The following is a 24,280-nucleotide window of genomic DNA, read 5'->3' as shown; positions in this document are numbered from 1 at the left end:
CTCCTTTACTCCACAATCACGTCCGCCAGGGGCCGGGCCCGCAGCCACTTGTCCCAGACCAACACCTTCATCTGGTACTGATCCCGGTCTGCGGCCGGCACCTGGTAAAACCCGGTCACCTGATACGTTTCCCCGGGGGCAAAATCTTTGCCGGCAAAGCTCTGGTGCACCAGTTCCCCGGTGTCTTCCCGGTAAACATTGATCTGAATCAGCGCCGTCTGGGCCGAAGAGGAAATATTGGTCACCGCCGCACCCAGCTCCAGGTAATCCCCATCATTTTCCTGCTCATGCTCCAGCCGCTCCGCGGTAAAATCCTTTCCGGCAACGGTCAGGATAGCGGTACCGCGGATAGCCCCGTCATCCTTGAGGGCTACGGTGAGTGTAACCGGACCGGGGGCCAGGGCTTGCACCCGGTAGGAAACATTTCCTTCCCCATCGCTTTCCTCCCGGATCTCCGCCTTCGTTCCGTCGCTCACCTGCCAGGCCAGAAGGCTGTTATCCACATAAAGCCCCTTCTGGTTCTTGGCCCGGAGGGGGATGCTCTGTTCCGGCTTTAGCACCAGCCCTGCCGGATAGACGTCCAGGGAGGTAATTTCCCCTGCCGCCGGGCTGCCTGCCGCTTCAATCCGGTAGAAAATATGGGAAGTCCCTTCTTCATAGAACTGGACCAGGGCAGCCAGGGCCTCCAGGGCCTGGTCCGTGGCCAAGGCCGTATCTGCCGTATCCGCATGCTTGAAAACGCCCCTGTCGGAGCCGCTGATGATCTGGTAGTCGAGGAACCCCGTCACCCCGTTGCCCCCCAATTTGGTAAATTCGCCTCCCTGGGGATCAATGCCCCAGGCCGTCAGCCCCATGATTGCCTGGGCGCAGGATTCGGAATTCTCCGTACCCCAGGAACCGAATTTCCCGTTATAGTTCTGATTCCTGCTCAGCCAGGCGATGGCCTTTTCCCCCGCCGCCTTCACATCGGGCCGCTCCCGGTAGGGGGCCAGGGCGTACAGGGCCATGCCCGTCATATCCGGGTCCGGGCTGGTGCTGCCGTAAGCCCAGCCCTCCCCGGCCCGGTTGTCCAGAATATAGTCGATAAAATCCTCCCGGTCATGGAGACCCGTTTCCGTAGGATCCGGGACATGAGCCCCATCCAGGGCGATCAGCCCCCAGACAGCGGCATTGATCCCCTGTCCCATGCCGGGCCAGCGGACAATGGTATCGATCAGATCCATCCCGCCGATATTGGTGGGATCCCCTCCGGCGGAGACCACCCCCATCACCGTCCGCTCGTAATCCGTCATCAGGCCGCCTACACCGGATTCAAGGATGTCTTTTTCCTGGTTTTCCAGATAAGTCTTGCCCTCCTCGTTCAGGTAAGGCGTCCCGGTGATGTCCTCGCCGGCGGCGTTGAGCCCAAAGGCGGCCCAGTCTTCCGGGGCCCCCTGATTCTTACGGTACCAGTCCAGGGTCAGTTCCATGGCCTCCTTGATTTCCTCCAGGGTCAACGTTTTCACCACCGCCGGCTGCACCGTGACGGTAATTTTTCCTTCCAAAGCCGGGTAACGCTGAACCCGGGCCCGGATCACGGCCTGGCCTCCCGCTACCCCGGTAACGGTGCCCGCCTGATTCACGGAGGCAATAGACGGAGACATGCTCACCCACTCCAAAGTCTCGCCCAGCAGAGTAAGATTTTCCGGTCCCGCCAGGTTCGCCTGGAGGGTGGTCACCTTGCTGATCTCCACCTGAGCTACGGCGGAGCTTAGCTCCAGGCTCACCCCTGCCGTACCGGAAAACACGGTGACGGTGACTTCAGCCCTTACCTCCGGATTTTCCGCTCCCCGGACGCTGATCCGGGTCCGGCCCGCCTTCAGAGCCGTAACCAGGCGGGTGTCATCCACCGTGGCCACAGCGGGGTCGCTGCTTTCCCAGACCAGATCCGCCTGGTAGACCTGCCGGCCGTAGCTGTCGCTAATCTCCGGCCGGCAGGTGTAGCCGGCCCCGGCCAGCATGCCGAAATCCCCCTCAGGCAGGGCCAGTTCCGCCGGCTCCGGGGCATAGCTCTCATCGGTGAATTTCAGAAGGGAAGGAACATCAGCCTTCCCGTCCTCCCCAATACCTACTACATAGAGCTCCCCCCGGGGCCCGTAAACCGAGGGGGCGTTTAAAGCGTAGCCCGTATCCCCGGTGGTCCACTTCAGGGTGCCGTCGGGGTTGACGGCATAGAGGGCGGTGCCGAAAGCCACCACCACCGTGCCGTCGGCATCCACCCGGGGCGGAAAGCAATAGTATGTTAAGCTATCAAGACCATACAGCTGGTCCTCCGCCTGGTAGGTCCATTGCTCCGCCCCGGTTTCCCGGTCCAGGGCATGGAGCACATTGTCGGCAGTCTTATAGTAGAGGATGTCCCCGTCCACCGCCGGGGCGGAGAGCCGCTGGTTCACGTCGATATGCCACTTCTCGCTGCCGTCGCCGGCCTTCAGGGCCACCAGGACGTTTCGCTCTGCTTTATTGGCCGCCTCACGGTTGCTCATGGCCAGGTACAGGTCCCCCTCTTCATCCACGGCCATGCGCTGTTCCCCGCTCCAGGCATCTCCTTGCGCGCGCATCACATGGACCTTGTAAGAGGAAAAAGATTTTAGCCATTTCCGCCTGGACCCGTCCGGGTAGACGGCGGAAATCACGCTGCCGGAGCCTACGTAAATGGTGCCGTCGGGAGCTACCACCGGAGTATTGCTGATGGTAGTGCCTCCCAGGTAATAGCGCCACTCCTCCGTCCCGGTGGCCCGGTCCACGGCATAGAGATAGTGATCCTCGGCGGACACATATACCGTGTCCCCGTCCGGGGAGAGGGCGGGGGAGGTGCCGGTGCACACCTTTTCCAGGTCGCAGGTCCAGAGCACGTTCCCCTCTCCATCCACGGCATAGAGGCGGCCGTCGCCGGAGGCGATGTAGCAGTTTCCCTCCTCGTCCAGGACCGGCCCCTTGCCTCCGGTATTGTAACAATCCCCCGCCTGGTCCAGGTCCGCCTTCCAGTTCATTTCCCCCTCCGGATCAATGGAGTAGAGATAGCCGTTTGTCGGGGTGAGATAGGCGTTGCCTTCTTCATCCACCGTGGGGCTCTCGTCGTATCTTAGCCAGGTATTGCTGGGAAGGGCTAACTGCCCCCCGCTCATCCAGGCCTGTTTCCCCGCCGTGTCCCGCACCCAGTCCAGCGCCGGGCCCGCTTCCGCGGTTCCGGCCTGGACCGGAGGAGCAAACCAGATCCCGGCCCAGAGAAGTGCCGTGCAGAGCCAGATCAAAATCCCCGTGCTTTTCCTTTTCATCTTCATCGCTCCTCCCCTCATTCACTCAGGTCTTTCCGGACGGTAGCGTAGGTGGTCTCCGTCTCCCCATCCCGCACCGTAATCAGCAGCCGGTAATCTCTGGAAGCCGGCAGGCGCAGTCCCAGGGGCAAGACTTCTTCCCGGCCCGCGGCCAGGGCCACCCCCAGCCGGGTCCGGGCGGGCACTGTCCCATCGCTGCCTACCAGGTCCGCCAGGATTACCAGATTTTTCTCTTCCCCGAGGGTATTTTTCACGGTCAGGTTCAGTTCCCCCAGGGCCCCGGCCTGCCAGCCCGCCAGGTTCCCCAGGCTGATCTCCACCCCTTCCCCGTAGGTGGCGGTTTCCTGGACGGCGATCAGTCCCATTTCCCCGCAGGCGGCGTAGAGGATCCCGGCTTCATCCACGGTCAGGCTCTGGGGGGGCATCAGGGCATACTGGTCCCCCGTCTGGATGGTGCGCAGGATCTCCCCCGTGCTGTCGTCCAGGGCATAAATCCAGTCCCCCACCAGGTAGACCACCCCGTTGCCGCCCGGCACCGGGGTAAAGTCCGCCGTGTAGGCGGCGCCCACATGGATGCACACCCCGCCCGGATCCAGCACTCCGGCGCACCGTTCTTCCCCGTCGCCGTTCAGGAAGACAAAGGAGGTTTTTTCCCCCGTAGCGCTGTTCTTGGAATAGACCAGGTAAATCACCCCCTCCTCGGAACAGGCCGCCTGGACGGACCGGTCCAGGGCGTAGGTCCAGTTTTTGGTCCCCGCCGGGCTGAGGGAAACCAGGGTATGGCCCTCTTCCGTTTCTTCCTCAAACAGCAGATCCCCCTCCGGGGTCAGGGTTTTCAGGGACAGGGAAGCGCCCGCCTCCGGAGTGTAAAGAAGGGTCTCCTGCTGCGCCCCGTCCACCCGGCCAATCCCCCGGGCCCCGGCGGTATAGAGCAGGCCCTCCTCTGAGAGGAGGAATCCCCCGTTCTCCCTGCCCAGGTCCAGGGGCTGGGCCCAGAGGGATTGGCCGGCCAGGTCCAGGGCGTAAAGCTTTCCGCCCGCAGTCAGGGCATAGACCCTGTCCTCCCCGGCCTGCACGTCCGCCACCCCGTCGGTGCCGGCCCTGTACTTCCATTTCACAGTGCCTGTCCCCGGATCCACCGCCAGCACCAGGGTGCTGGTGGTGCTAAAGGCATAGACGGTGCCCTCGGGCCCCACCCGGGGCCTCAGGCCCAGGGAAATGCCGTACTGGTCCCCCAAATCGGCGGTCCAGAGGAGGGAACCCCCGTTTTTTTCCACCGCCTTCAGTTCATTATTGTTGATGTAAAAGATCTCTCCATTCCGGCCCATCACATGCTGGGCCCATTTCTGCCAATAGGCCCCGTCCAGGGCTGCGGACCAAAGAATATTGTAGGAGGGAGGCACCACCTCCACGGCAAGGGTGCAGGACAGGGCCGGGTAATGGTCCAGGGTGGCGGTAAGGGTGGTGCTTCCCGCCTCTTTTCCCCGCAGGCTGGCATCATAACGGTAATTATCGTTACTGCTCAGTCCCGCATAATTCAACATGCTGGCCACATTGCCGTCCGCCAGGTTCCAGGTCAAAGGCTCCGTGGTGATGATGTCCCCGTGCTGGTCGTAGACAAAGAGGGATACCGAGGGCAGGCCTTCTCCCACCTGGCCCCTGATCTTTTCCACCCGGTAGGCCCGGGCCGCCTCTTCCGTGTCCAGGCTGCCGTAGCCGGCCCTTTCCTCAATCAAGTAGAGCCCCGCGGGGACCGGGGTGCTGCGCACCGTGACGGAAATCGCGGCGCTGATCTCCGGGTCGTCCTTGACGCTGACGGTAATCTCCGCCTGGCCCGTGTTCTGGGCGGAGGCGGTGAGCAGGCCGTCCGCCACCGTGACCAGGCTTTCGTCGCTGCTGGCCCAGACCAGTTCCGCACCGGACAGGGTCATCCCGTTCTGGTCCCGCACCCGGGGCACAATCCGCTTGGTGCCCCTGTTATAAAGGGTCACGTTGTCCTGATCCACCTCCAGGGAGGCGGGCTGAGAACCGGACAAGTCGTAAAAAACCGCCTTTTCCACCCCCGCCAAAACACTTCCAATCAGCCAGAAGCGGTACAGGGTCCCGTCTTCTCCCAGAGAAAAATACCCATAGTGGAAGAAGCTCAGATTATTGGGATAATCGTCGTAATAGGCTATAGGCTCTCCCTCTGGGTCGTAGATTTCACTATTTGTATAGAGCCGGTTGTCGGCCCCCCACAGCCCAAAGCCGGGAGTGCCGGAAAGCCTCCGGGCAATGGCGCCGTCACGGGGATCAAAGGCGGCAATGAGCAGGTCCGAGCCGGCAGTCTCCCGGACCAGAAAATAAACATTCCCCTCCGGATCCAGTACCGGCTGCTTGCCTAAACCACTTAATTGGTACAGGTCCGTCCGGGACCAGCGCACCGCCGGGCTGCTTCCCGCGGCTACCGGAGGGGTCAGTCCATAGAGATAGCGGACGGTGCTGTCCGCACTATCCCCGGCCAGCAGGATCACCGTACCGTCCGGGGCAATCCCGGCCTGATTCAGGATAGGGTAGGGAGCGGTAAACTGCCATTGAAGGGTGCCGCCGGCGCCGTCCAGTACGGACAGGGTATCCCCCGCCACCAGGTAGACCCGGCCGGCTTCGTCCACCCCAGGCACCATTTGAAAATGGTCTCCTACATTTCCTCCAGCACACATGGCCTGCAAATCCTTGGCGGCATTAAACTTCCATTGGATCTCATGGGTTTCGGGCTGGAGGGCATAAAGCATATTGGTCTCGCAGCCCACAAGCACCAGCCCCCCGGCGGTCAGGCGGGGAGGAAGGACGATGTCGGCCGGCAGCGCCACGGACCAGAGGGTGTCCCCGCTCTGGGGATCCAGGGCCAGGAACAGCTCCTCCCGGGCCGTGAGGAGATATTCCCTTCCTCCGATGGTGGCCGGCACCGGCTCCACGGTAACCACCGGGTTCTTAAAGCCGTCCTTGGGGTTTCCCTCCTCGTCCAGGGCGCGGAGGGTATATGGGCCGGTAGCGGTTTTTTGGCACACATAATAGACGGAACCGTCGGCACCGGCCACCGGGACCCCCAGATATCTCATATCGTTCCCCGTGGGTATTTCATAGAGCCAGGAGGAAGACAGCTGGTGGGCGTAATCCGCCCGCACCTCCAGCGACCAGGTGGCGCTTTTATCGGCATAATACCCGCTCTCATCCTGGTAAAGGGCGGTAATGGTCACCTTGCCCTTCTTGACCCCGGTCACCAGCCCCGTACTGCTGACGGAGGCCACCTCCTCATTGCCGGTGCTCCAGACAAGATTCACCCCCTCGACGGCATTCCCGTCAATATCGGCGACGCTGGCTGCCGGCCGGCTGGTCCGGCCCGCCACCAGCCTTTCCGGCCCTTCCAGCAGCACCTGGTAGGGCACAGCCCCCGTGTTAAACTTCCAGAGGCTGGAAACCAGGGTGGACTTGAAGGAGGTGCAGTATTCCCCGCTGCCCCGGGCCTTGATCACATTGGTGCCCAATTTGATCACATAAATCCGGTTGCTCTTGAGAATGGGGTTATTGTTTTCATCCGTCAAATTGACGATCACCTTGCAGGGGTTCTCCTCATCCACCTGAAGCACCCCGTCATAATCGCCGATTTTATTATTGGAGGCGGCACTTTTCGCCAAACTGGTGGCATCAGATTTGTTGCAGTAAAGAGTCACCTCTGTGGTAACACTGGGCACAATTTCCACCGGCTTGTTGAACAGCAGACTCACCTCGCTGCCCGGGGAAATGGTCTCCCCCGGAGCGGCCAGGGTATAGTCGGGGCTGGTGCTCACCAGGGCCAGAGCCGCCGCCGCCGCCACCGTCACCTCCTTCGTCCGCTCATTGTTGCCCTCTTCGGACTCGTCTACCGCCTGGCCGCTGTCCGCCACGGCTTTCAGGACCACCGTCCCCGCCGCTGCCGGGGTCCAGGAGAAGCTGACCGTTTCCCTCTCGCCCCCGTAGACGGAGGCGGCCACGGTCCGGGTGCCGACTTCCGTGTCCCCGGCATAGAGGGTGACGGCAAAGGGTTCCGCCTTCCCTCCGCCGGTGTTATAGACCTGGGCCGTCACCGTGGCCGCCTGTCCCGCCATCAGGCTGGACGGGGCGGAAATTTGCTCAATCTCCAGGTCCGGCTTCTCTCCTTCCGCCCCGCTCAGGCCTGCCGTCAGCGCCAAAACGCCCGCCAGGACCAGTACGAGAAGCAGGAAAGCGCCTCTTTTGCACCCCATGATTCCAAAATTTCTTTTTCCGCTCATCTTCCTTATCCTCTCCTCCTCCGCAGATCATATTTTCCCCTGCCCCAAAGCGGCAGGTAAAATGAGGATATAATACCATTAATTGATATTCCCGGAAAAACATAAGGGGCAGGGGCAGTTTCCTGCCCCTGCCGGGAAGGCTTTTCCGGAAGGCGTGGTCTTTTCCCGGTTTTACCCGGGCTAGCTTCTGCTAAGGGTTAATAGTGATAATAGGTCCAGGCGATGCTGTCATTGGCGTGCAGCTGGTGCGCGGAAGCGGCATGGCCCGGGTCCGCGCTGTTCACGGTAAACATCCAGTAGCCGTTGGTGCTGTTGTCACTGTACACGGCGGACAAATAGGCCCCCTCGGAAATCAGAGTCACATTGGCGGGGGTCACATAGTCCCAGTCCCAGTTAGGATCTCCCCAGACATAAGCATCGTTGTCGTTGGCCACTTCCAGGGCATACAACGCGGCATGGATCACGCTGGGATTGTAATTCAGCACGTCGTTATCATTATCCCCGGTCACCGTACCTACATCAAAGAGGGGGATAGTATAATTAGGGAGGTTCACATCCGGCACCGTATATCCGTCGACGGTCACGTTGATGCTGCTCACAGTGGAGGCGGTGTCATCTTCATCTTCCCCCACCAGGAAGATGGGTACGGAGATATCTGCAGTGGTGGGATTGTCATAGGTGGCGGTGACGGTAATGTCTTCGTCCCGGCCCGTCACGGTGATGACCACATCGTTGCCTGAGGCGGCGCTCAATGTGGCCGCATCGGTGCCCGGAACACTCCAGGTCAAGCGCGCTGCTTCTTCCGCCGTCAGCTCATCTTCCGTATAATCGGAAAGCATCCCGATCAGGTGGATCTCTGGCGTATCCACCGAGCCATCGCTCACATCGAAGACAAAGTTATAGTTGGCGCTTTCGTCCGGATAAATGTAGATAAAGTCTCTCGGATCATCCGCCAAGGCCGCCGTGGCGCTGAGGCAGAACAGGGCTGCCGTAAAAAGCACGGTCAACAGTTTTTTCTTCATCAAAATTCACTCCTTCTCGTTTTTTTTAAAAATTTTGGTTTGGCCCTCCGGAGCCTTCCCCGCCTGCCCGGAGGCAGGCTATGCTTAAATTCCGGCGTAAGCGCCGGGATCTAGCGCCTCTTGGAGGCATCATGAGCTAGGTTTGTCCTCCTCTTGCTCTACAATTTGATGGACTTATGCACCTCCTCCACCAGAACGGGCTGCCCGTTCTGGACGGTAACGTGCACCTCTCCGAATCCGGTGCTCCGCAGCAGTTCAATTAATCTGCGTTCTTTTTCCGTCACTACCATGGGATGATCCTTTTGTGTCAAAAACAGGTCCCCCTTTCTTCTCCAAAAATAAAAAGCCCGGCTTCCGAAAGCCGGGCAGGTAAAAGGTCTGACATGAATAACCCTTTCCCAGTCCACCACCTTTCCTCGGAAGGTTTGAACCACACTGCAAAGGCAGGTCTCCTGACTTGCGGATCATCTTTTTTCCCCCTTCCCCGGATCTTGCTCCAGTGGGACCTTGGAAAAAGCCTCCCCGCTTACAGTGGCCGGACCGCCCGGGATTCACACCCGGTTCCCCTTGCTGAGCCGAAACTCAGACACCTTTACAAAGTATTTTTAATTTTAGAAGAACATCATTTTACACTTTCCCTGAGAAAAATAAAAGGGACACCCTCTTTTTTGAGAAAGTGCCCCGGTTTTCCGGTCAGCAAACAAACATCGTTTTTTTCTTAATTGCAATTGCAATTGCTTGTTACTATTTACTTGTACGGTATCACTTATTGTGATTTATCATTTATTGTTGTTAATTGCATTTTACTTGATAATAAATGAAAAATCAATACGATTACTACCAGATTTTTCAGACAAATTCCCCTCAATTCTGACAAAATCCGCCCCTTTTGTTCTTGCAGGAATTGAGTTCTGGTTCTTTTTATCCTTTTTCTTCACCCATGCAATATCCTTTCAGGCCGCCCGGTTCCCTTGCTGAGTGCTCCAGACGACATTTGCAGAAAAATATGCAAGAAGGCCCCCTCTTGCCGGGGGTTTATTTCCCCGGCAAAAGAGGGCCCATGCCAATCCTCAAGAAGGGCCTTTCTATTTCATACCTGTCAGGACATTGTAGAGGAATTGGGCGCACTCGGCGCGGCTGGTAAGGCCTTCGGGGTTGAGCTTCCCATCCGAGCCAGTAACCAAACCGTAGCTTGCCAGTGCATCTACCGCCTCTGCAGCATAACCGGCAATCGCCGCTTTGTCGCTAAAGCTCGGCTTATTGTCCATTTTTTCGTATCCATCCAGGAGTCCCAGTTTTTCAAGAGCGCGATAGGTGATGGTGAACATCTGCTCCCTCGTGATGGTCTCGTCGGGATTGAAGCGGTTGTCCCCCGCTCCGTCCACAAGCCCCAGGGCTCTTGCCTGCAGCACTGGATCGGCATAGTACTTTCCGGCTGCCGCATCGCTGAACTGTTTTACCTTCGAGGTGTCGGCGGCCGGTTCCAACGCACGCATCAGGAGGGCTACAAACTGGGCCCGGGTCGTTTTTTGGTCCGGGGCAAATTTGTTTTTGTCCACACCTTCGATGATACCCCTTGCCGCCATGTATTCCACGGCCTGCTGCATCCACTTTCCGGTGGTGTCCGTAAAGCTCTTTTGATTGCAGCCCACGGCATACCGGCTGAAATGCTTGGCAGAGAAGGATACAAGCCCTGTTTCTGCGTCATAGCGCCCGTTTTTCACTACCTCAAGTTCACCCTTGTCATTGATGCGGTAGATAACAATCGCGTTTTTGTCTTCATTGGCTGCAGGCGTATAGGGGATCCCTACCCGGACACTGCCTCCGCCGAAAGTGGAAACGGCGGTATTGCCGACACTTACACTGAAATCATAGACCGGCCTGTTTCCTACGGCCGCCTTTGCCTCATCAGATAAGGTGTCAACAGGGACTGCCGCAACCGTAATGGTGATTTCCGCGCTTGCTGAGGTGGCTGCATTGGCCACTGTAGCTGCCGCAATTTGGTCAAAGGTAAGTTCGGAAAGTCCCGAGGATATTTTCAGTGTGATGTTTTTTGCCTTAACAAGGGCACTGACAGCTTCCTTAGGCAGGACCACATCCAGCACTTTAGCCCCGTCGAGGCCTTTGACCGTCAGGGTAGCCAGGGCGCTGCCGCTTCCTGCCTCTTCCTGTGCTTTTTTGAGCAGGTCGCTTAAGGCAGCTCCTGTTACAGTGGCGGTTGCCTTACCGTTTGCGTCCCGGGTTGCTTCTACCTCGATGGTGAGCTTGTCGACAGAGGGGGTCACATATTCTTTACCGCCGGAACCTCCTCCGCCGCCGGGAGTACTTGTCTCCGTATCCGACGTATAGGCGATGAAATCAGTAAAATGCTTTGTCTTTACGATCAAATCATTCCCGCTGTCATAAGCATACTCATTTTTGCCGCTGCTTAAGCCCTCTGAATCGCCGGCATATTTTTGGATGAGGTGGAGATTGCCGTCCTGGATATATGCGGCATCCTTTCCGCTCATGCCTGTGAAGGTCAGCGTTACGAACTCGCTGAATTGGACGCTCTGGCTCCCTCCCATGGAGAACACCAGGGCGATTTCATCCAGATTTTTCCCCGCAGGCAGGGCTTGCTCTACTTTTGCCGCTAATTCGGGATCGGTCGTATCTCCCGAAGTAATCAATTCAAGTGCGGAGGCATCTCCGCTTACCACCTGCGCACCTTTGGGAATCAGGGCAGATACATTGCCCTTGACCGCCTCAATTTGGGGCAGCGCGGTGTTGGAGGGCAGCTCCACAAGCACTTTTGACTCTTTATTGCCGGGGATTTGAATAGTAATCTCTTTGTCGTTATCCCCTGCGGTGATGGGGATCTTATAGTCTCCGTTTTCTTTCGGGATTTCAATTGTTGGCTGCTGGTCTCCGGCCGGCAGCTCCTGGCTGTTGGGGGTATACGTGACAGTGAAGCTCTTTTCGGCTTTGTTGCCTGAATAATCCGTTGCGGTGACGGTGATGGTATTGGCCCCCTCACTCAGCTCCGCTTTAAAGGCGCCGTTGGTCCCGCTTATCGTTTTGCTCCCCACTTTCACAACCGGCACAAGGATCCCGTCTACCGCATCGCTGGCACTGGCCGTAAAAGCGAGCTTCGACGCGGTGACAGTCCTGTCCGTCAGGTCGGTGGTGATCACCGGGGCTGTCGTATCGTCGCCCTGCACAGGGCCGAAATAGTATATGGAGGTCTTGCCCCCGTTGGACACTTCTCCTGCCTGCACAAACCGGTCATAGGCAAGCAGGGCCAGGTAGGCCTGTTCGGTGGCCATATTGTCGCCCTCATCCGTCAGGATGTGGCCGAAGGAACCGTCGTCCTGCCGGAAAGTAAGCAGCGCGTCCAGAAGATTTTTGCCGTTTTTGGTGAAGGCCTCCGAGGCCGGGGAAATTCCATTGGCGCAGAGAGCGATCACAGCCTGGGAAATGGCTTCGCTGTTCACCGTTTCGGTAGATGCAAAGCCGCCGTCAGGACGCTGTACTGTGGAGAGCCAGTTCACAGCCCGATCCACCGACGTCTTCACCTCTGCTCTGGTGTAATAGGGCGCCAGGGCCTGCAGGGTCATGCCTGTGATATCCACGTCACTGGTGCCTGTGGCGGCAAGGTCCCAGCCTCCGTCTTCGTTCTGATTATTCAGCAGGTAGGAAATCAGCCAGTCCCTGCTGTAGCGCGCGTCCTCCGGTACCGGGAATTCTCCGGCGTCCAGGGCGATGAGGCCGAAGATGACGCCGTTCAGCCCCTGGAAGGTGATATCCCTGTTTTTGGCCGGTACATAGAAGTTATATATTCTCTCAATTAAATTGTGCCCGCCGATGTTGGTAGGATCTTTTCCCGCCGCCGCCAGGGCGATGCTTCTCCGCTCATGGTCGGTAACCCTTTCCGACGAGGTATTGACGCTGTTCTCAAAATATGCGGCGATATCGTCCGCAAGGCTTGAAAGATAATTTGCCGGAATGTTTACTCCCGAGTTTCCGTACCCTACAATCACCCAGTCCGACAGATAGCCGCTGGTATCCAGGTATCCTTCCACCCCGGAGATGGCTGCCCTGACCTTTTCTATATCGGTTGCCGGCTGCCCTTCTGTCAATTCCCTTAGCTTCTCTTCCGCAGCAGCCAGTCTTGGCAGACCGGTGACAAGGGCCTTCTGTCCATCGGTAAGAGCTTCGTATGCAGCACGGGCTGCCTCCACGCTGTCCTTATCACTTAAAGTAATTTCCCCGGCCGACGGCAAAGCTTCTATGAAAGCGTCTACTTCCAGTGCCGCGATTTTGTCCACGGCCGTCATCAGCTTAGCGGTGAGTTCCTGGCCTAAGGCTTCTTTCTGGTCGTCCTCGAGGGAATCGTAGGCCTCCCGGGCCTTTAGAATGTCCTCCTTGTCCCCCAGTGTGATAGCTTCAATCTCAGGAATGCTTTCAATCATGCCGGCAACGGTTTCCGCAGAATCGACGATTTCTAATTCAATGACGCCGCTGTAAGTATCATCACTTGATTTTACGGCAATATATACGGTCCCGCTGGTATAGGCTGCTGTAAACACACCGTTGTTTATGGAACCCAGAGAGGGATTGCTCACTGCCCACAGAATCTGTTTGTCCGAAGGTATTGCATGGCTTAAGTTAACCTTTCCCCCAAAATTAACAGAGATTTTGTCGGACGTGAGCTGTGCGTCGTTAACCGCCTTAAATAACACAAAAGCTGAAGCGGGATTTCCCCAGGTTGAATCCAAGCTTTCAAAGCCTGTATCCCTCATATCGAGAATGGCTATGTTTGCCGAATACAAGCAATTATTTCCCATACTGGTAACTTTGGCAGGGATTTTAAGGTATCCGGCTTTTGCATTATAGAACGCATTGCTCCCGACTGATGTAAATTCTTCAGGCAGTTTTAGTGAAGAAATGGTACTGTATAAGAAGAATTCATTGGGAAGTGCCGTCATCCCTGAAGGGAAAACCACCTTTTTCAGATTGGGGCAGTATTCCAGCAGACCTTTTCCAACGGATTCCATCTTGGACAGGTCTACCTTTTCAACGTTCATATACGCAAGGGAGTAGTCGCCCAGGCTCTTGATCCTGTCGGGCAGCTTTATTTCGGCAATTCCCGTGCAACCTTGGAAGAAGCCCGCAGGCAGTGCAGTGATGCTGTCGTTCAACATTACATCGTCCATATCTGTAATTCCCGTACAATTTCTCAGGGTGTATGTACCCAGATCGGTGATATTTTTAAGGTCAACCACTTTAAGTTTCGTGCAGCTATAGAAAGCGTTTGCCCCCAGGGCGGTTATCTGTTCCGGAAGTTCTATCTTGGAAATGCTGGTCCCCTTGAAAAGCCCATTAGGAAGAGTTGTGATGCTTGCGTTTAATTTTACGCTTTTCATATCCGTTATTCCGGTGCAATTTTCCAGGACCGTATTTCCGAGTTTTATGATATGGGTCAGGTCCGCTTCAGTAATGCCTGCGCAGCCTGAAAAGGCAAAGTCTTTTATTTCGGTTATCGTAGAGGGAAGGACCACCTTGGTCAAGCCTGTACAGTTTCTGAAGCAATATGTCGGTAAAACAGAAACATTTGCCGACCAGGTTATTTTTGTCATGTCCTGTAAAGCGGTGCACTCGTAAAAGGTGCCGGTGTCAAGTGCTGTTGCATGGGAAATATCCGCCTCAATAAGACTGCTGCAGCCTCTGAACGTATATTGTCCAAGCTTTGTGATGTTAGCAGGCAGAGAAGCCTGGGTTATGCCTTTGCAATCTTTAAAAAATCCATTTGGCAGCTCAGCGATTGTAGCTGAAAATTTAATTTGATTGGTATTGGTAAAGCCGCTGCAGCCGATAAGAAACTCAGTGCCAAATTTGGTGCTGCCTATTTTTGAAAAGTCGGCGTTTTTTAAACCTGCGCAGCCGCTGAAAACCTGGTTTCCCAGGCTTGTGACCGTGCTTGGGAAAGCTACGGAGGTTAATCTGCCGCAGTTCATAAAAGCGGTGTCACCAATTGTCTTTACTCCTTCCGGAATGAGGACCTCCTGCATTCCGGTGCAGCCGCTGAAGGCTGATTTCCCAATGGATGCCGCCGCTGCCGGCAGCTTTATTCCCTTCAGATTTGTACAATTTGCGAAAGCGCTGGCAGCTATGGAGGTTATCCCCGAGCAGCCCGTAAAGTCAAGGCTTTTTGCTATAGTCCAGTCAAAATAGCTGGACTTTGCCACCGCACTTGTAAGGGCCGGGTTGTCGGACAAATTTATAGATTCGGCTCCCGTAAAATATTTCATGAGGCCCATATCTGCATCTGTCATGCCTGCACCGGAGAGTTCCGCATTCTTTACGGCGGACAATTCAGAAAAGGTCAGTCTTCCGGTATAGGCGCTGTCTTTTCCGGCAGCAGCCGCAGCCTTGGCCTGAAGTCCGGGATTGCCTATGACCAAATAATCCGCCCCCACATAAAGCACCGGCATGGTCATGGTAATTTTATAAGTTTTTGTAATGCCCTGGGTTTCATCTGTGACCTGGATGGTAATTATGTTTGAGCCTACGTGAAGAGGAATATCTGCCGAAGGCGTATTGTTCTGGACCTCCGTGTCATTTACCTTCAGCTTTAAAGCCCCATTGGTTGCCGACAGGGTTACCTGTGTGCTCCGGTTTTCTCCCGTAATATCGGCAGTATAATTGTATTTGACAGGAGAAAATGTTTGATTCAGCGTAATCCCGGACAGGCTTAATGCTGAGAGCGTGGCACTCCCCTCATCTGTTACCGTCACCTCGCAAGCGCCGCCAAACGAATAATCGCCTGTGGTCACATAAACCAGTGTCTTTCCTGTTTCAACTCCGGTGACCTGACCGTTATCCACAGTCGCTATTAAAGGATTCAGGGTGCCCCATTTCAATGTTTTTCCCGCCGGAATGATATGGCTCATAGCCACCGGAGCTTCCGCCACATGGATACTTCCGCTGTAGGATAGCTGTGCATCTGTCCCCATCAGCACCGCAGTGGTCGCCGGAATTCCCCAAAGGGAGTTTGGCGCGGTAAAAGCGGTTCCCCGCATGTCAAGAAGCACAAGAGCGGTGCACCCTGTAAAAGCATAGTTGCCAATGGCACTTACGTCCTTTGGCACAACCAGGTAGTCCATGCTGCTGCAGTATGCGAAACAGGTTTCCGGTATAGCTGTGATTTTAGAGGAAAGCTGTACCTTTTTAAGGCTTTTGCAGGAATAAAAGGCGTTCTTTCCTATGCTGACAACACTTTCCGGAAGTACAGCCTCCTTGATAAGCGGGCAGTTGTAGAAAGCTCCCTCCCCAATACTTTCCAGGCCGTCGGCAAAGCTTACCGTTGAAAGCGCGGCACAATTATAAAAAGCATTTGTCCCGATTGATTTTACCGAATCAGGAATGGTGATGCCCTCAAGGACGGAACAATTCCTGAAGCATTCTGCCGGAATGGATTCCAGTACTTGGGACAAATGGACTGTTTTTAAGGCATAATCATTATAAAAACATTGGGTTCCGATCGTTTTGACAGTGCTGCTTAAAGTTATTTCTTTAAGCCCCAAGCAATAATAAAAAGCTGCGTTACCGATGCTTTCCAATCCTTCGGGCAGTTCAAATGCAGTAAGCCCCGTGCACTGCTTGAATGCCTCATCCCCAATGCTCTTAACGCTTACAGGCAGGGTTATGCCCGACAAATTACTGCACCCGCTGAAGGCAGCGCTTCCAATGGAAGTAATTCCTGTGCACCCGCTGAAATTTATGGTTTTAAGCGTGGTCCAGTCAAAAGTTTCCTTTACCACAGAGACCGATGTAATGGCTGTATTGTTTGCTAAATTTAACGAACTTACTTTTTTGAGGAATTTCAGGATGGCCATGTCCCCATTGGTCATTTCCGTACCGGATAAATCCAGTTCCCCTGTTATGCTGCCCAATTCATCCTCAGTTATTTTTTTCGAATAGCCTTCAGGCTTTTCCAGGACCGTCTTCAGTCTTTCATAGAGCTTCTGGCTTTGGATGTCCACGCCGCCGTGACTGGAATCGGGATCAGGCGTTTTGACCTCAATGGCTATATCCTGAATCCGGGACTGGAAGTAAGTCATTTCCCTTGTCCACCAGGTAGGCCCGTATTTGACCCAGACATAGCCGCCCTTCAGGACATAGGTTCCGGGCGTCGTACTTTCAGGCACTTGAAATTCTAAATTCTTTAATTTTTCCAGGTCTTCCAGCTTGGTTACGTTTTCGGATTTTACAAAATTCACACCCGGTATATCGGTGCTGAATACCGTATAGGAATCCAGCAGGTCTACCACCCAGGATTGGCCGGGCTGATGCTCTTCGGCAATTGTCTCCGTGTCCAGGCCGGGAATCTCTATTTTGACGGTATCCCCCGGCCAGATCTCCAGCGTATTTTTTATTTCCGGTTCAAAAAGCTCCGGCGTATAGGAGGAATTAGCCTTTACAGTAAATGCAATATCCGGCAGATAGGAAAAGGCTTTTTCGTTCTGGGCTGCGTTTCCGCCCCCGCCTGCGCCCGGAACAGGATCACTGTCGGGCAGTTCGGCGTATAGGCTCCCTCCAAACCAGTTTTCCGCAATATATCCGCCCGATAATTTCTGTTCCCCTGTGCCTGTGAGGAGTACCTCCATGCTGCTGGTGGGGAGGCCGTACTGGGTCCGCTCGCCCATCAGATACGACTGCCTTGGCATGCTGCTCATGTATGTAAAATGGGTGTCCGCCGGGTTATAGATCCTTGATACCTTCGGCGCCGGAGTTACCAGGCCGGTAAAGGTGATCTTGATGGTGTCGCCCACATAGTAATTGGAAGAACCCTTTCTTGTGAGGTTTTCCAGCACATAGGAAACTTTTTTGGCCCGGACGTTGTATGCTTTTGTTTCTCCGGCTTCAGTAACAAAAATGGCATTGTACCCGTCCTTTAGATGAACGGTGATTTCCCCGTCTTCCGCCGGGTACATTTTACCGTCAAGCTCTGCGGAAGCGCCTTCTCCAGCGTCAAAGGAATAGTCCAGGCCTTTTCCGGTAAAATAGATCGTGTCGTATTTGGTTAGATTGTCCAGACCGGTTGTGAAATCCGGCTCATCCTCATCCCGGCCTCTTACGTAAACCGCGATGACCGTATCCTGGCCTGCATACCCCGTATAGCTCACTTTGATAAGGGCTTTTCCCGGAGCTAATCCCTTTACATAATATTTTGCCGTGCTTTCCAGACCTGCGTCGTTGACCTTTTCCACAGAGGCCACGCCGCTGCCGCTTAAAATGTCAAATCTCAGATCGTTGCGGCTGTAGTTCAGGTCGTCCCCTCCCACCCTGGGAGTATCGAAGACGTTTATTTCCCTGCTCCCGCCTTCCTTGATATTGATCGCTGTGACACTTAAGAGAAAATCATTTGAATAGTTTTTCGCTACGGTATCGTCCGGATTTAAAAGTTCGGTTATTCTGATTTCCGCCGCAGCCAGCACGCTTAAGTTGGTTACCAGCGCCTTCTGGTCATCCGTAAGGCTGGCATAGGCGGTCCGGGCAGCTTCCACCTGCGTCTGATCATTCAGAGTGAGCATGTCAAGCGCCGGTATCGCTGCTATCAGGCCTGCCACATGATCTGCCGCAGCTTTATTGTCCGCTTCCATCTGTGCTATTTTAGCTTCGGCAGCCTGAAGCACACTATAATTCGTGACCAATGCTTTTTGTGCATCGGTAAGCATCTCATAATTGGTGCGTACGGATTGGATCTCATCTTTGTCTGCCAGCGTAATGCTTTCCGTAGCCGGCAGCGCGCTGATCATAGCAATGACCGTATCAGCCACCGACTGGTCGCTTTCTTGTACCTTGACCGTGATTGTATAGGTATTCCCGGCACAATAAATGCTGATCACCTGCCCGTCTGTGACGGCTATTTCGTCGGTCCTGCGGTATGATTCACCTCCGGACTCGATGGTGACCTTATTGCTGCGGTTTGCTGCGGTCAGTGCAACGATAACCTTTCCTTCTCCTGACAGAGTAAGGGTATACTCCTTGCTTGCTGACGAAAATACCGGGCTTAGTATCCCATGGCTTACCGATATGGACTTCAGGGTTTTATCATTTCCCGTTGCGCCCAGGTCTGCGCCCAGATTGCAGGTGTAGAGCCATTCCACCACATCCCCGTCTTTTACCGTGAACTGGTGGGCACCTTTATCAATAAACCAGTCATTCAAATTCACCATCCAGCCGCTCTGATTTCCGGAGTCAAACTCCGACAAGCTGGTGACGGTTCTGCCCACAGCCTCTGATGTAACGGGGCCTATTCCCTCTACATAGTCTTCTTCACCTATTACTCTTATCTCTTTGGTGGCCAGCGCTACCTCCAAGGCCTCACGTATGGTCATGCCTTCGGTTATCGGCACTTCCGTAAAGGGCAGAATTTCACCGAAAGGCTGACGGTAGTCGGCACCTAAATTAGGCATTTCCGATGACAGCCTTTGGACTTCATCAGCCACCCTGACTTTTACTGTCCCCAGTTCCTGGGTCTGTATCGGCATCAGCACAGGTTCCGGTGCTGCTTTCACCTCAACCCTGGCTATCTCCGACGAAACAGCGGATTCTCCCCCTATTGCCTCAGCCTTCACAAGATAACTGCCCGCTTCTTCGGGAGTCCAGTTCATCTCAAACTCTTTCGTTTCTTTTGCCGCCAAGGAAGCTGCTTCAGTGGCGTCGACCTCTGCAAAGGCAGGGTCGGTTTCAGCGTACGGAGCTGCATAGAGCTTCAGCTGAAGCTGTCCTGATGAGTCTTCTCCCTGGTTGTATACCGATGCGGTAACGGTTATTTTCTCGCCCTTCTCCACACTATCCGGTACGGTAATACCGGTGATGGAAAGGGCGGAAGTTACAGCATCCACAGATACAACCATGGCGCTGTTAACGAATAAGGAAAGCAGCATCACCAGTACTAGTAGTATGGAAAGTGGGCGGTTAAATTTTTTTTGATGCATGTTTTTCATGTTCCTTCCTTGATATTCCGCAGCATTGTCACTGCAAGAGACCTGTGTTTTTTTAAAATTCCGTTTTGGTCACGAATTCACTGATAGATTTCCGGCGGTTGTATCAACCTCTCCTGATTCGATGAGTCCATATTTTACTTTAATGCGGTCCAGCTTCTCCAGCATGGGCTGTGAGATAAGCCATAAAAAAAACACGGTGGCGGTGGCATGGACCAAATCGAAGGGAATGCCTTGGAGATAGGTGAGATAGAACATCTCCGTTGTGGGCTTTGCCTGGAACATGAACACCGCTGCCGAATTCATGATGCCGCCGTAAATGAGAAAGGTGGCAAAACCGCCGAAAATGCACAGCGCCCCCCTGCCCCGGCGCAACAGTCCCTTGCGGAACAACACGCCCGCCAAAAAGCCGATGATGCCGAAGGCGAACATCTGCCAGGGGGTCCACGGTCCCTGGCCAAAAAACATATTGGACGCAAAGCCGGTGACCGCACCGACCAAAAAACCTGCCTCACCGCCGAAGGCCACGCCGGCGATGATGACGATGGCCACGACCGGCTTGAACTGGGGCAACATGAAGAAGGCTGCCCGCCCTGCCACGCCGATGGCGCAAAGCACTGCAATGATAATGAGCTCCCGCGCCTGGGGTTTGCGGCTTTCAAAGACCATCACGAAGGGCAGCATGGTTTCCAGAATGATGAGCAGGGAGATAAAGTAATACTTCCGGTCGCCCAGATAGTAAAAACCGATAAAAACGGTCAGAGGAATGGCCACCAGGATCATGGCCATGGCGGCCAGAGTGCGCCGGCTCAAATAACGATTTTCCGGGCGCACTTGCTCCTCCACAGGCTCATGGTAGGGACTTCTCTTGCGTGCAGACAGCATGGTAAAGAGCAGCACAACCTCCGCCGCGAGCAAAAGCAGCAGCAATGCATAGCGCCAGATATTTGCCCCGCTGTCTGCCGGGGCCGGCAGAGACGCCAGAACGTCCACATCCACCATACTTTTCAGTAACGCCACAGACTGTTTTACGGTGTAGACGGCCGTTGCCGCCAAGGCAATCAACGTCGCCAGGGCAAGGAGCTTGCGCCACAAGGGGTGCTTTGCCGGTGCTGGTGCCTCCACGGTTTTTTCCTGAACGGGCGGCTCTTTCTTTTGCTGCCACATGGGCTCTTTCAGCTCTTCCACCTGTGGTTTTTCCGTCCTGCCTGCGCAGGCGGTGATCACGTCCGCCACCGTCACGGCGCCGGGCACCAGGTGCCGCGCCATGCGGTTGGCCGATGTGGTATAAAAGCTGTTACCGGAGAAAAAGGCCCGGGGCGCACCTGCAGTAACAATATTGCCGTCGAAAAACATGGCGCAGCGGTCTGCGTATTCGGCACAGAACTCCGTGTCGTGGCTGACCATGACGATGGCCACGCCCCGCCCCTGCAAATTCTTAAGAATACCGGCAAATTTCTGTTTGAAATAGCCGTCCATGCCCTTGGTGGGCTCATCCAGCAAGAGAATTTGGGGCTCTAAAAGCAGCACCTTGGCAAGGGCCGCCCGCTGCTGCTCCCCTCCCGACAGATCATAAGGATGCATTTTCAGCAGGTCGTCCAGTTGGCAGAGCCGGGACACCTCCGCGACCCTTTTCCCCTGCTCGTCCTTGGAAATCCGCCTGCCGGAGAACATCTCGTATAAATCCATTTCCACCGTCTTCTTCACAAAAAGGGCCTGAGGATTTTGGGGGAGCACACCCAGCAGTCCGTTGAACTTCTCCCCGTCGGAAATCCGGGAAAGCTCCCGGCCCTGCAGAAAAACCTTGCCCCGGTGGGGCCGGTTCACGCCGCTCACCAGGGAAAGGGCTGTGGTTTTGCCGGTGCCGTTACCACCCACGATGGCATAAAGTTCACCGGGGTATGCCTGCATGGACAGGCCCTTTACCACATCCGGCGCGTTTTTCTCATAGCGGAACCAGACCTCCGAAAGCTCTAGGGCCGGCGTAAGTCCCTCAGATGCCGGCTCTTTCTGCACAGTGTCTATGGGGTGGATTTCCCTCGTTTCCGCCAGCTTGTTCAGCCACGCCCGGCCTTCCCGGACGGTGACGGGACATGCCAAATTATTTTCCACGCCGGCGTAAATACGCATGGGGGCGGGCATGGCGAGGAACATGCCGTGATGACGCTCCTTCAGCAGGGTAGCCGCCTCCTTGGGCGCGCCGTCGGCCAAAATGCGTCCGCCGTCCAACACCACCACCCGGTCGGAGAGGGGCAGGGCTTGTTCCAGTCTGTGCTCGGTCATGATCACCGTGATGCCCAATTCCCGGTTCACCTTGCTCACGGCGGCGAGAAAATCCCCCGCCGCGATGGGATCCAGTTGGGAGGTAGGTTCGTCTAAAATAAGCACCGCGGGCTGCATCGCCATCACCGCGGCCAGGTTCAAAAGCTGCTTCTGGCCGCCGGAAAGCTCGGTGACGTTTTTGTAAAACCAGGTCTGGATGCCGAAGAAGGATGCCATCTCCGCCACCCTGAGCCGGATCGTCGGCGTGTCGCAGCCCAAGCTTTCCAGGCCAAAGGCCAGCTCATGCCACACCTTGTCGGTGACAATCTGGTTGTCCGGGCTTTGCATCACAAAGCCAACCCGGGATGCCTGGGTGCGCTGGTCAATTTCTTCCAGCGCCGTACCCTCAAAAAGGATTTCCCCTTCCCGCCTTCCATGGGGCGCAAGGACGGTTTTCAGCTGTCTGAGCAGCGTGGTTTTTCCACATCCGGAAGGTCCGCAGAGGGTGACAAATTGTCCCTGCCCAATGGAAAGAGTGACGTCGTAGAGGGCGTCTCTTGTCTGCTCAGGATAGGAAAATGTCAGATGTCGAATTGTAAATGTTTCCACTTCCTGTCCTCCCATACATTGATGATCACCGGCGTTAAGCAAAACGCCATATAAGCGGCGTAAAGGGCGACGGACAGAGGAGACCCGCCCGCTCCTTTCATGTTGGGAAAATAGCGGAAGGAAATGCCGCCGGCGCAGGCTCCCGCAAAAATAAACGCGCCCAGGCCGCCGATCACCATCAGCGCCCGCCTGTCCCGCCTGTCAAAAGGGTAAATGGAAAAGGCCGTGCGCCCCGGCAGGCCGTAGCCCCGGGATTTCATACTGTCCGCTGTTTCAATGGCGTTTTCTAAACACCAGGTCACCATGACTGACAGTATTTTCACCCCCTGCCGCGCCCTGGGCAAAATTCCCCCCTGGGAACTGTCCCGCCCGATGCACTTCTGGGCCCCGGACACCACTTTCAGCTGGGCCTTGAACTTTGGCACAAAACGCAGCGCCATGGCTAAAATCAGGGATAGGGCGGGAATCACCCGCCCGAACAGGTACACGAATTTGTCGGAGGTCATAACCGCGTTGTAGCAGGAAAACCAGCAGATCACTGTGATCAGCATGGTTGCTGCGGCAATGCCGTAGGCAATGGATTCCAGAGTCAGCGGATTACCGTTCCACAAATAAGACAAAATGGTGGCCCCTTCATGGTTAAAGGCCGGGTTGATCAGGGCGGTGACCAGCAGCATGGGCAGCAGATAAAGAAAATTGAAACGGATCGCTTTTTTCCCGTTTAGATAAATGGAATAAACAAAAGCGCACACCAGGGATATCCCTAAGCATACGGGATGGGTAAAAAACATGGAAAACAACAGCACCAGGGTAAAATAAAGAAAATTGACGGCCGGATGGTAAGAAGAAAAGGTATCGCACATCACGGCTCACCTACGGCGTAGTATCCGCCCACGTCCCGCCCCAGATCGCAGGTGTAAAGCCATTTGACTACATCGCCGTCCTTCAGTTGATAACGGCTGCACCCGTAATTGGGGAACCAGTCGTTGACGGTATACATCCAGCCGGAAAGCTCACCGCAGTCAAACTCGTAAAGGTTGTTGATACCCTCAATGTAGGCGCTGTTGTAGATGGGCACATCCACGAATTCCATGTGAATCTTGTTTCTTTTCATCTCCCGCTGCAAAACATTGAACACACTCTCTCCCTCGTAAAAGGTGACCTTCGTGGGGGGAAAGATGATGCCGTCCTCCGGCACCAATTCTTTTTTGTCTTTATCCAGGTTCTTGATATTGTCCAGGATGGTGCTGCATTCCACGGACAGCGTACAGGTATAGGCCGTCTCGCCAACGACTGCGTTCTTCGGCTCCACGGGAACCGGCTTACCCTCGGGTACCGGGGCGGTCTGGTATTTGTCTTTGCCGGTACCGGGATCGATGGCCATGCCCTGCTTTTCCGAGTATTCCTCCGATCCCTTCTGCACGCCCGGAGAAGATTTATCTCCGCCCGCGGCGGCGGCCAAAGCGAGCTTTTCCTCCCCGGTCAGCTGCTTGCCGTCGGCGGGAGGATTAAGCTTCGGCTGGGTAGATCCGGTTTCTTGCGGGGTAACAGGTGTCTCTGCCTGATTTGGCACGGACGCATCCGTAGGCCCAGGCGTCGCCTGTTCCCCTGCCGGCTCCGCCGGGGACACATCCGCCGGCGGAACCGGGCCCTGCTCTGCTACCGAGGCGGTTTGAGGAGCCGGCTCGACACGCCGTGCATACCCGCCGCCCCAGATATATGCCGCAGCAAGCACGGCAATCATGATCAGTGCCGCGCCGACTTTGTTTTTCGTGATTTTCATCCTGAGAATC

9 protein-coding genes and 1 riboswitch are annotated in these 24,280 nt (G+C 55.4%); all 9 genes read right to left on the bottom strand.

Annotated elements, in window-relative coordinates; all coding sequences use genetic code 11:
• Nucleotides 1-5 precede the first annotated feature (5 nt).
• The 9 genes from DCMF_RS24920 to DCMF_RS24885 all read right to left on the bottom strand — a co-directional run bounded on the left by DCMF_RS24920 (nt 6) and on the right by DCMF_RS24885 (nt 24,270).
• Nucleotides 6-3,314, bottom strand: a complete 3,309-nt coding sequence (locus tag DCMF_RS24920) for an outer membrane protein assembly factor BamB family protein (protein ID WP_214658887.1) — start codon at nt 3,312-3,314, stop codon at nt 6-8.
• A gap of 17 nt (nt 3,315-3,331) precedes the next feature.
• Nucleotides 3,332-7,603: a CARDB domain-containing protein gene (locus DCMF_RS24915; protein ID WP_148136937.1), complete on the bottom strand. Its 4,272-nt coding sequence runs from the start codon at nt 7,601-7,603 to the stop codon at nt 3,332-3,334.
• Nucleotides 7,604-7,800: 197 nt separating this feature from the next.
• Nucleotides 7,801-8,604: a DUF4430 domain-containing protein gene (locus DCMF_RS24910; RefSeq protein WP_236860368.1), complete on the bottom strand. Its 804-nt coding sequence runs from the start codon at nt 8,602-8,604 to the stop codon at nt 7,801-7,803.
• A gap of 179 nt (nt 8,605-8,783) precedes the next feature.
• Complete coding sequence (locus DCMF_RS24905; RefSeq protein ID WP_214658885.1) at nt 8,784-8,936, bottom strand: DUF2292 domain-containing protein; 153 nt, start codon at nt 8,934-8,936, stop codon at nt 8,784-8,786.
• 114 nt (nt 8,937-9,050) lie between these two features.
• Nucleotides 9,051-9,234: riboswitch (cobalamin riboswitch) on the bottom strand.
• A gap of 194 nt (nt 9,235-9,428) precedes the next feature.
• A complete protein-coding gene (locus DCMF_RS30165; protein WP_257790933.1) occupies nt 9,429-9,563 on the bottom strand; it encodes a hypothetical protein in 135 nt (44 codons plus the stop codon).
• A gap of 147 nt (nt 9,564-9,710) precedes the next feature.
• Nucleotides 9,711-19,610, bottom strand: a complete 9,900-nt coding sequence (locus DCMF_RS24900; RefSeq protein ID WP_214658884.1) for a leucine-rich repeat protein — start codon at nt 19,608-19,610, stop codon at nt 9,711-9,713.
• Nucleotides 19,611-19,688: 78 nt separating this feature from the next.
• Entirely contained in the window at nt 19,689-22,502 is a 2,814-nt protein-coding gene (locus DCMF_RS24895; RefSeq protein WP_148136934.1) for an ATP-binding cassette domain-containing protein, read from the bottom strand.
• On the bottom strand, nt 22,460-23,350 hold the full coding sequence (locus DCMF_RS24890) for an energy-coupling factor transporter transmembrane component T (RefSeq protein ID WP_148136933.1): 891 nt from the start codon (nt 23,348-23,350) through the stop codon (nt 22,460-22,462). The genes DCMF_RS24895 and DCMF_RS24890 overlap by 43 nt, the downstream gene beginning before the upstream one ends.
• Complete coding sequence (locus DCMF_RS24885; protein ID WP_148136932.1) at nt 23,350-24,270, bottom strand: DUF4430 domain-containing protein; 921 nt, start codon at nt 24,268-24,270, stop codon at nt 23,350-23,352. The genes DCMF_RS24890 and DCMF_RS24885 overlap by 1 nt, the downstream gene beginning before the upstream one ends.
• Between the last annotated feature and the right edge of the window lie 10 nt (nt 24,271-24,280).

The organism is Candidatus Formimonas warabiya (assembly GCF_002777255.1).
In the GTDB taxonomy this organism is placed as follows: domain Bacteria; phylum Bacillota; class Dehalobacteriia; order Dehalobacteriales; family Dehalobacteriaceae; genus Formimonas; species Formimonas warabiya.
The sequence above is the reverse complement of the archived record's forward strand: the minus strand, read 5'-3'. Positions and strand labels throughout refer to the sequence as shown.